Below are 15,242 nucleotides of genomic sequence, written 5' to 3'. Positions count from 1 at the left end.
CCGCAATAACCGTTCTGGCAAGCCATCGAGCCGGAACAGCCTTGACGCGGCACAGCCGCATCCGAGGCCGAACGAACCCCTCCAGGAGTAAAAGTGAAAAAACTACTAGCCGCCTTGACCATCTCGCTGCTCGCCGTTACCGCCGCGGGCGTCGCTCAAGCCAAAGACTGGACCACGATCCGTTTCGGCGTCGATGCGAGCTACCCCCCGTTCGAATCGAAGGGCTCCGACGGCAAGCTGGTCGGCTTCGACATCGACCTCGGCAATGAAATCTGCAAGCGCCTGAACGCGAAGTGCGTGTGGATCGAAAACGACTTCGACGGCATGATCCCGGCACTGAAGGCGAAGAAGTTCGACGGCGTGCTGTCGTCGATGTCGATGACGCCGCAGCGCGAAGAGCAGATCGCGTTCTCGGCCAAGCTCTTCAACACGCCGACCCGCCTCGTCACGAAGAAGGGCACGGGCATCAAGCCGACGGCCGATTCGCTCAAGGGCAAGTCGGTTGGCGTCGAGCAGGGCACGATTCAAGAGACCTACGCCAAGGCCAACTGGGAGTCGAAGGGCGTGAAGGTCGTCCCCTACCAGAACCAGGACCAGGTCTATGCAGACTTGATCTCGGGCCGTCTGGACGGCGCGCTGCAAGACGCCGTGCAAGCCGACATCGGCTTCCTGAAGACCCCGCGCGGCGCGGGCTTCGAATTCGCCGGCGGCGACCTGAACGATCCGAAGACGCTCGGCAACGGCGCCGGCATCGGTCTGCGCAAGGAAGACGCCGACCTGAAGGCGAAGATCGACAAGGCGATCGCCGACATCATCAAGGACGGCACGTACAAGAAGCTCGAAGCGAAGTACTTCACGTTCGACGTGTACGGCAGCTGACCGGCAACGGCGCGGGATGCTCCCGCGCCTTGCGATGTCAGGCTTGCAAGCGAAAGAGGCTCCGTGTTGCGCGGAGCCTTTTTTGTTTGTGCGCCATCGCACCGCGTCGTCCGCACCTGGCCGGACTCGCGCGAAGTACAATCGCCTGAGCACTCTCCTTCCAGACCACGCGCCCGCATGCCCTCCGGCGCGCATATAAAATCATGCAGACACTGACCCACCCGTTGATTTCCCCCGCGCTCGGCACCGAGCGGCATCTGACGAGCTTCCACTACGGCCCTTCCGGCGGACAAAAGATCTACATCCAGTCGTCGCTGCACGCGGACGAGCTGCCGGGCATGCTGGTCGCGTGGGCGCTGCGCAAGCGGCTCGTAGCGCTCGAAGCCGCGGACAAGCTGCGCGGCGAGATCGTCGTCGTGCCGGTGCCGAATCCGATCGGCCTCAACCAGCACCTGCTCGGCCAGATGCTCGGCCGCTTCGAAACCGGCACGGCGAGCAACTTCAACCGCCACTTCCACGACCTGGCCGCGCTCGTGATGCCGCGCATCGAAGGCCGCCTGACCGGCGACGCGCAACAAAATCTCGTCGCCGTGCGCCACGCGATGCGCGAGGCGCTCAACGAGCAAACGCCGAATACCGAGCTCGAATCGCAGCGCCTCGCGCTGCAGCGCCTCTCATACGACGCCGACGTCGTGCTCGACCTGCATTGCGACTTCGAGGCCGCGATGCACCTCTACACCAATCCCGACCTGTGGCCCGAAGTCGAGCCGCTCGCGCGCTACCTCGACGCGAAGGCGTCGCTGCTCGCGCTCAATTCGATCGGCAATCCGTTCGACGAGATCCACAGCTTCTGCTGGTCCGAGCTTCGCGCGCGCTACGGCGATCGTTATCCGATTCCGAACGGCTCGGTCTCGGTGACGATCGAGCTGCGCGGCCAGAGCGACGTGAGCTACGCGTTCGCCGAGCGCGATGCTCACGCGATCGTCGAGTACCTGACGCATCGCGGCGTGATCGACGGCACGCCCGCCCCGCTGCCGCAGCTCGAATTCGCGCCCACGCCGCTCGCCGGCACCGAGCCGCTGCTCGCGCCCGTCTCGGGCGTGCTCGTGTTCCGCACCCCGGTAGGCTCCTGGGTGGAGCCTGGCCAGGAGATCGCCGATATCGTCGACCCGCTGACAGACCGCGCCGTGACGATCACGAGCAGCATCTCCGGCGTGCTGTACGCCCGGCACCGGGCGCGCTTCGCTACGGCCGGGCTCGAGATCGCGCGCATTGCGGGTGCGACGTCGTATCGAACGGGCTCGCTGCTGTCGAACTAAGCCTTTCCCGGCTCGGAAAGCGGCTGAAGTCGCTTTCCGAGCTGTGCCCCGCCCTCCGCTTCCTCTTCTCCAGCAGGCGCCCCCCGTCTCGGCAAGCCCATTGTTGTAGCTACGCAACAAATTCCCCGAGCCACCTAGCTGTCATATGGCTTTCGTTCTTGTCATATAAATTGCCGCCGGTCCTGCGATTCCGCCACGAGAGCGGCACGCCGGCCCATTCCCTTTAGAACACGGAGAATTTGTGAACAAGAAAATCATTGCCGCCGCTACGATCGCCACGATCGCGGGGACCGCACATGCGCAGAGCAGCGTCACGCTGTATGGCCTGATTGACGCCGGTATCAGCTACGTCAACAACTCCAGCACGTCCTCGTCCGCGGCCGGCAACAAGCTCGTCAAGTACGACGACGGCGTTGCACAAGGCAGCCGCTGGGGCCTGCGCGGCACGGAAGACCTGGGCGGCGGCCTGAAGGCACTCTTCGTGCTCGAAAACGGCTTCAACAGCGGCACGGGCACGCTGGGCCAAGGCTCGTCGGAATTCGGCCGCCAGGCTTATGTCGGCATCTCGAAGGACAACATCGGCTCGTTCACGCTCGGCCGTCAATACTCGTTCTCGACCGACTTCGTCGGCGGCAACTACTCGACCGGCGCGAACACGGTTGCAGGCAACTACGCCTACCACATCAACGACGTCGACCAGCTCACGTCGAGCCGCATCAGCAATGCGGTCAAGTTCACAAGCGCCAACTTCGCGGGCCTGACGTTCGGCGCGTTGTACGGCTTCTCGAACCAAGCCGGCGCGTTCGCGGGTGCGGCCGGTACCTCCTCGCGCGCGTATAGCTTCGGCGCGAACTACGCCACTGGCCCGTTCTCGGTCGGCGCGGCCTACACCGACATCCGCTTCCCGGCTGCCGCATCGCCCACGACCTTCTCGACGACGCTCGCCAACCTGAGCCAGACCGCCACGGTCCGCGACCTGCATACGGTCGGCCTCGGCGGCCGCTACCTGATCGGCGGCGCCACGCTGTGGGCCCTGTGGACGAACACTCACATCGAGCCGATCACCGGCGCCCAGACGACGTTCAACGCGTATGAAGCAGGCGGCAAGTACGCGTTCACGCCGGCCCTGACGGGTGGCCTCGGCTACACGTACATGAAGGCCTCGGACAACTTCAAGGGCCACTGGAACCAAGTCGACGCCAGCGCCGACTACGCGCTCAGCAAGCGCACCGACGTGTACCTGCTCACCATCTACCAGAAGGCTGGGGGTAACAACAAGGGCACCAACGTGCAAGCGCAGATCGGCGATTCGGCTTCGTCGTACTTCGGCACGTCGGGCAACGACTCGACCGATCAGGTCGCCGTGCGCGTCGGCATCCGTCATAAGTTCTAAAGCGATTTCGGCTGCTGCCGCGTGACGGCAGCAGCCGATCATTTCTGGAAGCGCAACGCCCCGCGGATTTTCAGGCGGGGCGTTGCGCTTAATGGCATCCCTGCATGCATCGGCAGGACCTTTGCACAGCGCGGGGTGGCCAAGCCGGCGAGTTTTAAGTTTGGCTTAATTCTTGGCTGCGACCATGCAGTCCATACCACCCCTGTTCAGCCGCCGTAGCTTAGGCGGCATTTTTTTATCCCCTTCACTTGGCGCGCTGCGATGCGATGGGCGGCGGCCACGCGCAAACGGGAGTGACCATGACCGAAGACACGGTGTTCAAGCATCTGCAATCGACGCTGAAGAGCGAGCATGCTCTGCCGGTTCAAAGCTGCCGGGTGTCGATGCCCGTGCAGCGTCCGTGGGGACGGCCATACCGCCTCGTCGAATGGACCACGGTCGCGCACGGCGACGTGCCTTCGCACCGCTGCATCGTCCCTGCGGAAAGCACCGAGGCCGATATCGCCCGCGCCGTGGCGAGCCACGTTCCGGGCCGCCTGTACACGAGCGAAGCCAGCTAACAGGATTTGCCGCCCGGGCACGCGCCGCCGCGGCATGCCCCGCTTCTCTTCTTCGATACAAACCCGCGGTGCGGCCATGTGCCACAGTATTCGGCCCGCGCCCGGCGTCTCTCCGCAGAGTCTGATACGCTGCGCGCTTTCAACACCGCTTGTCTTTGCCGATGGATAACGCTTTCAACGAACGCGGCGTCACGATCACGCGCAACGGGCTCAGTGCCGCCGGACAGGTCTTTGCCCTGCGCGAGATCCACCGCACGCGGATCGTCACGATCCAGAAAAATAAGGCGCTGCCGCTCACGCTCTCCCTTATCGGCCTCGCCGGCGCCGTGGCTGGTGGAATCTTCCGTTCAGGCGCGGGGCTTACGCTCGGCGTCATGATGTTCGTCGTCGGCGTGCTGGCGTGGTTCACGCAGGACATCACCCACCGGCTGATGGTCGCGACCGCCGCCGGCGAACGCGAGGCACTCTCGAGCCCCGACCTCGAATTCGTGCAGCGCGTAGACCAGGTTCTGAAAACGGCCATCGAAAACGCAGCCGCCCGGCAGTGATCGCGATCGCGGCTGGCGCGCCGCACGACAACCGCACGCCCGTTCAGCACGCGCAAGCCGCAACGGCGCGCCTCGTGCGTATCGCTCGACGTCACCGTGCCGGCCGGCTCCTCCAGCATTGCGCGCCGCGCGCTGCACAGCGCGCTCGGCGACGACCTGCGCCTCTACGTCGTCACGATCGATAAGCTCCGTGAAAGCGTGACCTTTCGCCTCGAAGTCGAATCGCGCCCGCTCGATGCCGTCATCGCCGCGCTCACGCGCAGCCTCTCGCAAGCCACCATCGGCGCGGTTCGCGCCAAGGGCGGGCACCATAGCGCCCCGTGAGGGTGATGATCCGCCGTCAGGGCGCAAACCGCCCTCTCCACACCACTGGCGCGACGCGCGCTTAGCCGCCGGTCGAACCGACGTCGACCGGCTTCACATGCCAGATCTCGTGCGCGTACTCCGCGATCGTGCGATCCGACGAGAACTGCCCCATGCCCGCGACGTTCTCGATCGCGCTCTCGGTCCACAGGCGCGTCTCGCGAAAACGCGCGTCGACAGCTTCCTGCGCTTCGACGAACGCCGCGAAATCGGCCAGCACCATGTAGTGGTCGCCCCAATCGACGAGCGTATGGAAGATGTCCGAGAAGCGGTGCGGATCGCCCTTCGAGAAGTAGCCGGTGCGGATCTGGTCGAGCGCAAGGCGCAGCTCCGGATTGCCCTCGTAGATCTGCCGCGGCCGGTAGCCGGTTGAACGCAGGTCGTCGACCTCTTCCGCCGTGTGGCCGAAGATGAAGATATGGTCGCGCCCGACGGCGTCACAGATCTCGATGTTCGCGCCGTCCATCGTGCCGATCGTGAGCGCGCCGTTCAACGCGAGCTTCATGTTGCCGGTGCCCGACGCCTCGGTGCCCGCCATCGAGATCTGCTCCGACAGGTCCGCCGCCGGAATCACGAGTTCGGCCACGCTCACGCCGTAGTTCGGCACGAACACGACCTTCAGGCGATCGCCGACGAGCGGATCGTTGTTGACCTTCTCGCCGACGTCGTTGATGAGCTTGATGACCGTCTTCGCCATCTTGTAGGCCGACGCGGCCTTGCCCGCGAAGATCACGACACGCGGCACCCAGTCGCGCTCGGGCTCGGCGCGAATGCGGTTGTAGCGCACGATCACGTGCAGCAGGTTGAGCAGTTGACGCTTGTACTCGTGGATGCGCTTGACCTGCAAATCGAACAGCGCATCCGGATGCACCATGATGCCGGTATCGTGCAGCAAGCGATGCGCGAGGCGAATCTTGTTGCGGCGCTTGGCGGCCCGGAACTCGGATGAAAACGCCGGATCGGCCTTGAGCGCGCTCAGCTTGCGCAACTCGAACAGGTCACTGCGCCAATGCGTGCCCAGATGCTGGTCGATCAGCGCCGACAGCGGCGGACTCGCCTGCGCGAGCCAGCGCCGCGGCGTGATGCCGTTCGTCACGTTGGTGAAGCGCGCGGGGAACATGTGCGCGAAATCCCTGAAGAACTCCCGCGCCATCAGCTGCGAGTGCAGCTTCGATACGCCATTCACCTTCTGGCTCGCGACGATCGCCAGATGCGCCATCCGCACACGGCGCTGCCCATATTCGTCGACGAGCGAGATGCGGCGGATCACGTCGACGTCGTGGCCGAAGTGCGCGCTCGCGTCCTTCAGGAACTCGGCGTTGATGTCGAAGATGATCTCGAGATGACGCGGGAGCAGGCGCGCAAGCATCTCGACATCCCAGGTTTCGAGCGCCTCGGGCATCAGCGTGTGATTCGTGTAGGAAAACACCTGCTGCACGAGTTTCCAGGCGCGCTCCCACGGCACGTGATGGATGTCGACCAACAGGCGCATGAGCTCCGGAATCGCCAGCACGGGGTGCGTGTCGTTCAGATGCACCGCCACCTTTTCGGCAAAGCGCCCGAACGTGCTGTGGGTGCGCTGATAGCGGCGGATCAGGTCCTGCATCGTCGCCGATACGAAGAAGTATTCCTGGCGCAGGCGCAGCTCGCGTCCGGCGGGCGTCGAATCGTCCGGGTACAGCAGACGCGAGACGTTCTCCGAGGTCTCCTTCGCTTCAACCGCGCGACGATAATCGCCCTGGTTGAACGCCGACAGATCGAGCTCCTCGGTCGCGCGCGCGGACCACAGCCGCAGCGTATTCGTCGCGCTGGTGGCATAGCCGGGGATCACCGTGTCGTAGGCCATCGCGTTGACGTGCTCGGTCTCGATCCATTGGACGTGGCCGTCGCGCTCGATCGTTCGCCCTCCGAAGTTAACCATGTACCGCACCTCGGGCCGCGGAAACTCCCAAGGATTGCCCGCGCGCAGCCAGTAATCCGGCGCCTCGACCTGCTCTCCGTTGATGATCTGCTGCCTGAACATCCCGTATTCGTAGCGGATGCCGTAACCGAAGCCCGGAATCGCGAGCGTGGCCATCGAGTCGAGAAAGCATGCCGCAAGCCGCCCGAGGCCGCCGTTGCCGAGCGCGGCATCGGGCTCGAGCTCGGCGGCCGCATCCATGTCGACGCCGAGACTCGCCAGCGCTTCCTTCATCTGGTCATAGATGCCGAGCGCGAGCAAGGCGTTGGTGAACGTGCGGCCGATCAGGAACTCCATCGACAGGTAATACACGCGCTTGACGTCTTGCTCGTATTGCTGGCGCGTGGTCTTCATCCAGCGCGCGACGAGCCGATCACGCACGGCGAGCGCCGCGGCATTGAGCCAGTCTTGGGGACGAGCGGTGGCGGCGTCCTTGCCGACGCCGTACATCAGGCGGTTGGAGATGGAGCGCCGCAACGCATCGACGGTACTGTTGAGCTGGTCGAATTCCAGATCGACGGCTGTCATCGAAGCCTCCTTGTAAGCGTTGCGGCACGCGGTGGAGCGCGCCGCACAGGCAAAGGAACAATCAGGTTACGCCATTTTCCGCAGATAAGGCGACAGCACCACGACACTTGCGCGCTGTTACATCGATGCGCAGATGTGGTGCGCGTTGGCGGTTGCTGCCTTCGGGCCTAGTATAGAAAGTGCACATGCGATGCACGCTTGCGTGCTCGCGCGGGACGTTCAAACGGAGGCCAGCATGAACACGCACTCGACGTTAGGCATGATTCACGCGCAAGAACTGCTGATCATCTCGCTGATCCGCTCGCTGCCTCCCGAGATGCGCAGCAAGGCCGCCGACGAATTCCAGGCGCAGGTCGAATTATCGGAATTGCCGCATCTGAGCTCGTCGAGCGAGCGCGAGACACTCGATGCGTTCAAGGCCCATGTCAGGCACCTATCGATCCTGCTCTCTTCGTTTGCGTGATCGCATCATGACGTTGCGCCGGCGCTGGTGCTCGTATGGCGGCCCCGGGGCTGACCGTTAGTTGCGGTTGATGAGATTTTTTGGGGTAGACCAATACCTTTCGTTTTTCTTGCAATTGAGAATAACTCTCATTACACTTTCTTTCTCATTCAGCAGCGCCCGCATCGACAATGCGGGCCGCCACGCCAGCCAGGCATCACGTTCGCCCAGCCAGCTTTTCGATTCATTCGTGACTGGGAGAACCTTTCGTGCATCAACTTCGTTCGGCACGGCGTCCGCTCTACGCCGCGCTCCTCGGCGCGTTCGGCGTCCATGCGGCCGCCCTGCATGCGGCCCCCGCCGAAACCGTCCAGCTGTCCGCACCGTTTGCCGCATCGGGCGCCGATGCAAGCCCGCAGGCCGCGCAAGCCGCCACGCTATACGCTGCCCGCGATACGAACGATCAGCTCGACCCGGTCACCGTCACGGCCACGCGCATTGCGACGCCGGCCAGCCGCACGGCGGCGAGCGTGTCGGTCATCACCAGCGAGGACATCGAAGAGCAGCAAGCCAATGACATCAAGGACGCCCTGCGCTACGAGCCCGGCGTGACCGTGCGGCGCGCGCCGTACCGCCCTTCGTCGGCAGCGCAGGGCGGCGGACGCGACGGCGATTCGAGCATCAACATCCGCGGCCTCGAAGGAAACCGCACCCTGCTGATGGAAGACGGCATCCGTCTGCCGAGCTCGTTCTCCTTCGGCCCGCTCGAAGCGGGCCGCGGCGACTACGCGGATATGGAAATGCTCAAGCGCATCGAGATCCTGCGCGGCCCCGCCTCGGCGCTCTACGGCAGCGACGGGCTGACGGGCGCGGTGAACTTCATTACCAAGGATCCGCAGGACCTGCTAGGCATCTACGGCAAAAAAACCTACTTCGCGTTTCGCCCGAGCTACGCGTCGGCGGACCGCAGCTTCGGCGGCACGGCGTCCGCGGCCGGCGGCAACGAGACGGTGCAAGGGATGATCATCGCGGACGGCCGCCGTGGCCACGAGACCGAAACCAAAGGCTCGAACGACTCGGCCAGCACGCTGCGCGCGACCGCCAATCCGCAAGACACCTACTCGGAATCGCTGCTCGGCAAGCTCGTAGTGAAACCGACCGCGCACGACTCGATCAAGCTCACCGCCGAGACCGTGCGCCAACGCATCGACACGAACGTGCTGTCGGCGATCAATCCGCCGACCACTCTTAGCCTGACCGACAGCAACAAGCTCGAGCGCAACCGCTACAGCCTCGATTACGACTACGGCGACGACGCCAATCGATACCTCCAGGCAGCTCATTTTCAGCTTTATTATCAGGATTCCTATCAGCATCAGTTCTCGAACGAGATCCGTGGCAACTCGGCATCGCGCACGCGCTACAACACATACGCGGAGAAAGTCGTCGGCGGCTCGGCGTTTGCCGAAAGCGCGTTCACGACGGGGCCGCTTCGGCACAAGCTCGTCTACGGCGGCGACGGCAGCTTCGACCGCGTGACGAACCTGCGCAACGGCACGGTGCCCGGTGTCGGCGAGGCTGCGTTCCCGAACAAGGCGTTTCCCGATACCGACTACACCTTGCTCGGCGCCTTCGTGCAGGACGAGATCGGCTACGGCAAGCTCACCGTGACGCCTGGCCTGCGCTTCGACGCCTACCGGCTGAGCCCGCGCACCGGCGATCCGCTCTACAGCGGCAACCCGGTGTCGACGAGCGACCATGCGCTCTCGCCGCGGCTTGCGGTGCTGTATCAGGTATCGCCCGCGCTGATCCCCTACGCGCAATATGCACACGGCTTCCGCACACCGACGCCCGGCCAGGTCAACAACAGCTTCGCGAATCCGATCTACGGCTATACGTCGATCGGCAATCCTGACCTGAAGCCAGAAACCAGCGACACGATCGAAATCGGCTTGCGCGGCAAGCTCGGCACCGGCTACGGCCCGATCAGCTACAGCACTGCAGCCTTCGACGGCCGCTATCGCGACTTCATCACACAACGAACGGTGAGCGGCGCGGGCACGGCGGCGAACCCGCTCGTCTATCAGTACGTGAACTTCGCGAAGGCGCGCATTCACGGCGTCGAAGGACGCGCCGAGTGGGTGATGCCCGACGGCATCACGCTCAAGACGGCCATGGCGTATACGAAGGGCACGACGCAAAACGACGGCGGCCCGAACCAGCCGCTCAACACGGTCAACCCGTTCTCCGCGGCGCTCGGCGTGCGCTACGAGCCGGGCGAGCGCTGGTTCGTGCAAGGAGACCTGCTGTTCCAACTGGCGAAGAGCCAGAGCGACATTTCCTCCGATCTGTGCGTCGACGCGCGCCGCCAGCCGATCCCCTGCTTCGCGCCGCCCTCTTCGTTCGTCGTCGACCTGCGCGGCGGCTATCGCTTCACCAGGCACGTGATCGCCTATCTCGGCATCTACAACCTGTTCGACCGCAAGTATTGGAACTGGTCGGACGTGCGCGGCATCGCGCAATCGTCGCCGGTCCTCGACGCCTACACCGCGCCGGGCCGCAACGTCTCGGTGAGCATGAAGATCGACTTCTGATGCCGCGTTGGCCGCTTTCGCATCCGGCCGCGCATGGTTCATTTTTTATCCGGTATACAAGATAAGGAGTTTGGCATGTTGAATACCAACGCTACCGCAGCTTTCACCAACCGGGCGCGCCGTGCGCCGCATCTGCTGCGCGAGGACTTCCTGCGCCTCAAGCAGGAGCAGAAGCTGCGCAACCGCGAAGCCGCGCAGGCGCTCGGCGTAAGCGAAGCCGAAGCGCTGGCGGCGTTCGTCGGCGAGCATGTCGTGCGGCTCGAATCGAACTTCGTCGAGCTGTTCGAAGAGATGCCGACGCTCGGCTCCGTGATGGCGCTCACGCGCAACGAAGCCGCCGTGCACGAAAAAGACGGGCCATTCGAGCAGATGAGCCACGATGGCCCGGTCGGCCTCGCGCTCGGCAGCGCAATCGATCTGCGGATCTTCTACAACAACTGGGCTTCGGGATTCGCCGTGCGCGAGGAAACCGGGCGCGGCACGATGAAGAGCCTGCAATTCTTCGACGCGCAAGGCCACGCCGTGCACAAGGTGTTCCTGCGCGCACATAGCGACCACGCAGCGTTCGACGCGTTCGTCGAACGCCGGCGCATGCCAGAGCAGGCCGCGGGGCTCGACGTCGCCGCCGCCCGGGAACCTGCGCCCGTGCGTCCCGACGGCGAGCTCGACGTCCGCGGCTTTCACGCGGCCTGGGCCGCGATGACCGACACGCATCAGTTCTTCGGCATGCTGCGCAAGTTCGGTCTGGCGCGCACCCAGGCGCTGCGGCTTGCCGAGCGCGGCTTCGCGCAGCCGGTTGCCGCGGATTCGCTGAGGCTCGTGCTCGAAAGCGCAGCGGCAACGCAACTGCCGATCATGGTCTTCGCCGGCAATCACGGCATGATCCAGATCCACACCGGGCCGGTGCAGACGATACGCACGATGGGGCCGTGGCTGAACGTGCTCGATCCCGGTTTCAACCTGCATTTGCGTGAAGACCTGATCGCTCAGGCGTGGGTCGTGAAGAAGCCGACGAGCGATGGGATCGTCACGTCGCTGGAGCTTTTCGATGCGAATGGCGAGAACATCGCGATGCTGTTCGGCGCACGCAAGCCCGGCGAGCCGGAGCTCGAAGCGTGGCGTGTACTGGCGGCCAGCCTGCCGGTTCTCGACGGCAGCGAGGCGTCGGCATGAGCGGGGCTGTCGTGAATCGCGGACGGCGTGCTTTCATCGGCAGTTCGGGCACTGTGGCGCTCGCGCTGTGTGTGAGCGGCGTGAGCAGCCTGGCCGCCGCAGGCCGCGCAATCGCGGCCGGGCCGCAGCACGTGAAGGCTCCAGGCGCCGACGCCCGGCGTAGCGACGCCCGGCGCGTCGTCGTCATCGGCGGCGCGCTCGCCGAGATCGTCTACGCGCTGAACGCGCAGGCGAGGCTCGTGGGCGCTGATACGACCTGCACCTATCCGGACGCCGCGCGCAAGCTGCCGAAGATCGGATATCAACGGGCGCTGTCGGCGGAAGGGCTGCTTTCGCTTCGGCCCGATCTCGTGCTCGCATCGGCCGAAGCGGGGCCGCCCGCAGCGCTGTCGCAAGTCAAGAGCGCGGGGGTTGCCGTGCGATCGTTTGCCGAAGGCCACGATGCCGATACGGTACGCATGAAGATAAACGGCATTGCCGGCGCGCTCGATGCGCACGGCGCCGGCACATCGCTCCTCGCCCGCTTCGACAGCGAATGGCAAGCGACGCGAGCGGCGGTGGCCGCATCGCCGCTCGCGCAAGCGGCTCGCACGGGCAAAGCCCCACGGGTACTGTTCGTGCTGAACCACACGGGCAATCAAGCACTCGTCGCCGGACAGCGCACCGCTGCCGACGCGATGCTCGCCTATGCCGGCGCTCGCAACGTGATGCAAGGCTTCGCGGGCTACCGGCCGTTGACGGCAGAAGCACTGATCGCGGCAGCGCCCGACGTCGTGCTGACCACCGGCGAAGGACTAGCGGCGGCCGGCTCGGCGCAAGCGCTCTTCACGGCGCCCGGTTTCGCCGAGACACCCGCCGGCCGCGCGCAGCGCCTCGTCTCGCTCGATGCGCTGTTCCTGCTCGGCTTCGGGCCGCGCTTGCCGGCAGCGGTCGCGGCGTTGAACCAGAAGCTGACCGCAGCGTGACGCCATGTCGACGAAACCCCGCAGGCCATTCATGCGAGACCCGCTCCCCGCACCGGACGGACTCGCGGCACGCCGACGCCGTGCCGCGAGCGTCATGCTTGCGGCGCTCGCCGTGCTGCTCACGGCGTCGATGCTGGCCGCCGTCTGCATCGGCGCGTACCGCGTCACGCCGATAGAGGTTCTAACGGCGCTCGCAGCCGATCCGGCAAACACGCAAAACGAGGCGCTTCAGCAAATCCGCTCCGTCATCCTGAACATCCGCTTGCCGCGCGTGCTGCTCGCGGTGCTGGTCGGCATCGGCTTCGGCGCGGCAGGCAGCGCGCTGCAGGCGCTCTTTCGCAATCCGCTCGCCGATCCCGGCTTGATCGGCGTGTCGAGCGGCGCGGCGCTCGGCGCCTCGACGCTGATCGTGCTCGGCCCGCTCTTGTTCGCCGCGCCTGCCGCTCTCGGCTGGCTGCCTGTCGCGGCATTCGCGGGCGCGCTCGCGGTCGCCGCGCTCGTCTATCGGCTGGCCACGTCGCGGGGACGGCTCGCGTTGCCGCTGCTGCTGCTCGCGGGCATCGCCATCAACGCGCTCACGGGCGCGGCGATCGGCCTGCTCACCTACGTCGCCGACGATGCGCAATTGCGTTCCCTCACGTTCTGGAGCCTCGGCAGCCTGGGCGGCGCGCAATGGGGGATGCTCGGCGCGGTGCTGCCGCTCGGCTTGCTCGGCACCGCCTGGCTTTATCGCCAGCGCAATGCGCTCAACGCGCTCCAACTCGGCGAGACCGAAGCGCTGCATCTCGGCGTGCCCGTCTACGCGGTCAAGCACAGCGTGCTCGTCGCATCGGCGATGTGCGTCGGTGCGCTGGTGTCCTGCACGGGGGCGATCGGCTTTATCGGGCTCGTCGCGCCGCATTGCGTGCGGCTCGCCTGCGGCCCCGATCAGCGTGTCGTGATGCCCGGCGCGATGCTGCTCGGCGCATCGCTCACGGTGCTCGCCGACCTCGCCGCGCGCACGCTCGCCGCCCCGGCGGAAGTGCCTCTCGGCATTCTGACGGCACTGCTTGGCGCGCCTTTCTTTCTTGCGCTGCTGTGGAAAAGCCGCAGCCGCCTCGGCTTGTGAACCGGCAATGCAGTGCCGGGCCGCATCCTTCGACGAACGAACAGGAGCCGCACTCGCCATGCTGACGGCCGACAAACTTTGCGTGTCGCACGGCGCCACGCCGATCCTGCAAGACTTGTCGCTCGCCATCGAGCCCGGCGCGCTGACCGCCCTGCTCGGCCGCAACGGCGCGGGCAAGAGCACGCTGATGAAGGCGCTGGCAGGCGAATTCCATGGGCTGGCGCCTGCGCGAACCACGCGCGTGCGCGGAACGCTGACGCTCAACGGAGAAGCGCTGCAAGCGATCGGCTCGCAACGGCTCGCGCGCCTGCGCGCCGTGCTGCCGCAAGCGTCGCATCCGGCGTTTCCGTTCAGTGTCGAAGAGATCGTGCTGCTGGGCCGGTATCCGCATGCGCGGCCAGCCAGCGCGCCAGCCGTTTGCGATCGCGATATCGCGCACGAGGCGCTGGAACTCGCGGGCGCCGCGCCGCTGGCGGGACGCGACGTCACGACGCTCTCGGGCGGCGAGTGCGCGCGCGTGCAATTCGCGCGCGTACTCGCCCAGCTTTGGCCGGGAGAACGCGAGTTCGACGAGCGAAACTGCGGCGGAAAACCGGCGCCGCGTTATCTCCTGCTCGACGAACCGACAGCCGCACTCGATCTCGCGCATCAGCATCACCTGCTCGCGACGGTGCGCCGGCTGACACGCGACTGGCATCTCGGCGCGCTCGCCATCGTGCACGACCCGAACCTCGCGGCGCGCCACGCCGACCGCATCGCGCTGCTCGTCGACGGCGCCATCCTCGCGCAAGGCGCTCCGCGCGACATGATGCGCCCGGACCTGATCGAACGCTGCTTCGGGTTTTCGGTGCGGATGCTCGATGCGGGCGCCGATGCGCCGCCGGTGGCCGTGCCTGCGTGACGCTACTCAAACACCGGACGAAAGAAGCTGCGCTCATAGCTGACAATGCAGCGCGTCTCCTCCGCGTACTTGAACGCTGCCTGGCAATCGGGATCGTCCATCGATTTCTGACGGTACTGCTCATACGCAGCGAGCGACGGAAACGAAAACAGCGCCAGCGCGATATTGTTCGCGCCTTCAGAAGGCATGAAGTACCCGTGATGCTGTCCACCGAAGCGCTCGACGAGCGGAATCCACATGCGTCCGTAGTGCTCGAACTCCTTCAGCTTGGCGGGATCGACGACATAGCGCAGATAGCAGGTGATCACGGTCACTCCTGGGTCGGTTGCGGATGCGTAGCTTAACGCACCAAACCGGCATCGGCCTTTTTGCAAGCCAATCAAAATCCACCCGCAAGCCAATTGGAAAGCGCCTTCTGCACGCTCCCCGCGACTCTGCAACAATCGCTCGATGCGCCGCAGCATGCCTTCGATTCGGCGCACGTCCGCCCACGCCCCAAGACGCTCAAA

The 15,242-nt window shown here is 65.4% G+C and carries 14 protein-coding genes; 12 read left to right on the top strand and 2 right to left on the bottom strand.

Annotated features, from left to right (window positions below):
• Positions 1-93 precede the first annotated feature (93 nt).
• From FAZ69_RS01475 to FAZ69_RS01450, 6 genes are all read left to right on the top strand, one after another.
• The gene (locus tag FAZ69_RS01475) at positions 94-879 is read left to right on the top strand and encodes an ABC transporter substrate-binding protein (protein ID WP_136892159.1); all 786 of its coding nucleotides are present in this window, start codon (positions 94-96) and stop codon (positions 877-879) included.
• A gap of 203 nt (positions 880-1,082) precedes the next feature.
• On the top strand, positions 1,083-2,198 hold the full coding sequence (locus tag FAZ69_RS01470) for a succinylglutamate desuccinylase/aspartoacylase family protein (protein ID WP_136892158.1): 1,116 nt from the start codon (positions 1,083-1,085) through the stop codon (positions 2,196-2,198).
• 241 nt (positions 2,199-2,439) lie between these two features.
• A complete protein-coding gene (locus FAZ69_RS01465; RefSeq protein WP_136892157.1) occupies positions 2,440-3,591 on the top strand; it encodes a porin in 1,152 nt (383 codons plus the stop codon).
• Between the two features lie 299 nt (positions 3,592-3,890).
• Positions 3,891-4,151 (top strand): DUF2866 domain-containing protein, encoded by a 261-nt coding sequence (locus FAZ69_RS01460; protein ID WP_136892156.1) that lies wholly within the window; start codon positions 3,891-3,893, stop codon positions 4,149-4,151.
• A gap of 161 nt (positions 4,152-4,312) precedes the next feature.
• Positions 4,313-4,699 (top strand): DUF6232 family protein, encoded by a 387-nt coding sequence (locus FAZ69_RS01455; protein WP_136892155.1) that lies wholly within the window; start codon positions 4,313-4,315, stop codon positions 4,697-4,699.
• 96 nt (positions 4,700-4,795) lie between these two features.
• Complete coding sequence (locus FAZ69_RS01450) at positions 4,796-5,023, top strand: hypothetical protein (RefSeq protein ID WP_240702059.1); 228 nt, start codon at positions 4,796-4,798, stop codon at positions 5,021-5,023.
• 61 nt (positions 5,024-5,084) lie between these two features.
• On the opposite strand, the gene FAZ69_RS01445 is transcribed toward FAZ69_RS01450, so the two are convergent.
• Entirely contained in the window at positions 5,085-7,550 is a 2,466-nt protein-coding gene (locus FAZ69_RS01445; protein ID WP_136892153.1) for a glycogen/starch/alpha-glucan phosphorylase, read from the bottom strand.
• Positions 7,551-7,785: 235 nt separating this feature from the next.
• On the opposite strand from FAZ69_RS01445, the gene FAZ69_RS01440 reads away from it, so the two are divergent.
• From FAZ69_RS01440 to FAZ69_RS01415, 6 genes are all read left to right on the top strand, one after another.
• Positions 7,786-8,013 carry a hypothetical protein gene (locus tag FAZ69_RS01440; RefSeq protein ID WP_136892152.1) on the top strand — a complete coding sequence of 76 codons (228 nt, stop codon included), beginning with the start codon at positions 7,786-7,788 and terminating at the stop codon, positions 8,011-8,013.
• 248 nt (positions 8,014-8,261) lie between these two features.
• Entirely contained in the window at positions 8,262-10,586 is a 2,325-nt protein-coding gene (locus tag FAZ69_RS01435; RefSeq protein ID WP_136892151.1) for a TonB-dependent hemoglobin/transferrin/lactoferrin family receptor, read from the top strand.
• A 75-nt stretch (positions 10,587-10,661) separates the two neighbouring features.
• A complete protein-coding gene (locus tag FAZ69_RS01430) occupies positions 10,662-11,759 on the top strand; it encodes a hemin-degrading factor (RefSeq protein WP_136892150.1) in 1,098 nt (365 codons plus the stop codon).
• On the top strand, positions 11,756-12,724 hold the full coding sequence (locus FAZ69_RS01425) for a heme/hemin ABC transporter substrate-binding protein (protein WP_136892149.1): 969 nt from the start codon (positions 11,756-11,758) through the stop codon (positions 12,722-12,724). Before FAZ69_RS01430 ends, FAZ69_RS01425 begins: the two co-directional genes overlap by 4 nt.
• A 31-nt stretch (positions 12,725-12,755) precedes the next feature.
• A complete protein-coding gene (locus FAZ69_RS01420; protein WP_240702058.1) occupies positions 12,756-13,832 on the top strand; it encodes a FecCD family ABC transporter permease in 1,077 nt (358 codons plus the stop codon).
• A gap of 58 nt (positions 13,833-13,890) precedes the next feature.
• On the top strand, positions 13,891-14,733 hold the full coding sequence (locus tag FAZ69_RS01415; protein WP_136892147.1) for a heme ABC transporter ATP-binding protein: 843 nt from the start codon (positions 13,891-13,893) through the stop codon (positions 14,731-14,733).
• Between the two features lie 2 nt (positions 14,734-14,735).
• Here the strand turns inward: FAZ69_RS01415 and FAZ69_RS01410 are convergent, their stop codons facing one another.
• On the bottom strand, positions 14,736-15,041 hold the full coding sequence (locus FAZ69_RS01410) for an NIPSNAP family protein (RefSeq protein WP_136892497.1): 306 nt from the start codon (positions 15,039-15,041) through the stop codon (positions 14,736-14,738).
• Positions 15,042-15,242: the final 201 nt, after the last annotated feature.

The organism is Trinickia terrae (assembly GCF_005144415.1).
In the GTDB taxonomy this organism is placed as follows: domain Bacteria; phylum Pseudomonadota; class Gammaproteobacteria; order Burkholderiales; family Burkholderiaceae; genus Trinickia_A; species Trinickia_A terrae.
The sequence above is the reverse complement of the archived record's forward strand: the minus strand, read 5'-3'. Positions and strand labels throughout refer to the sequence as shown.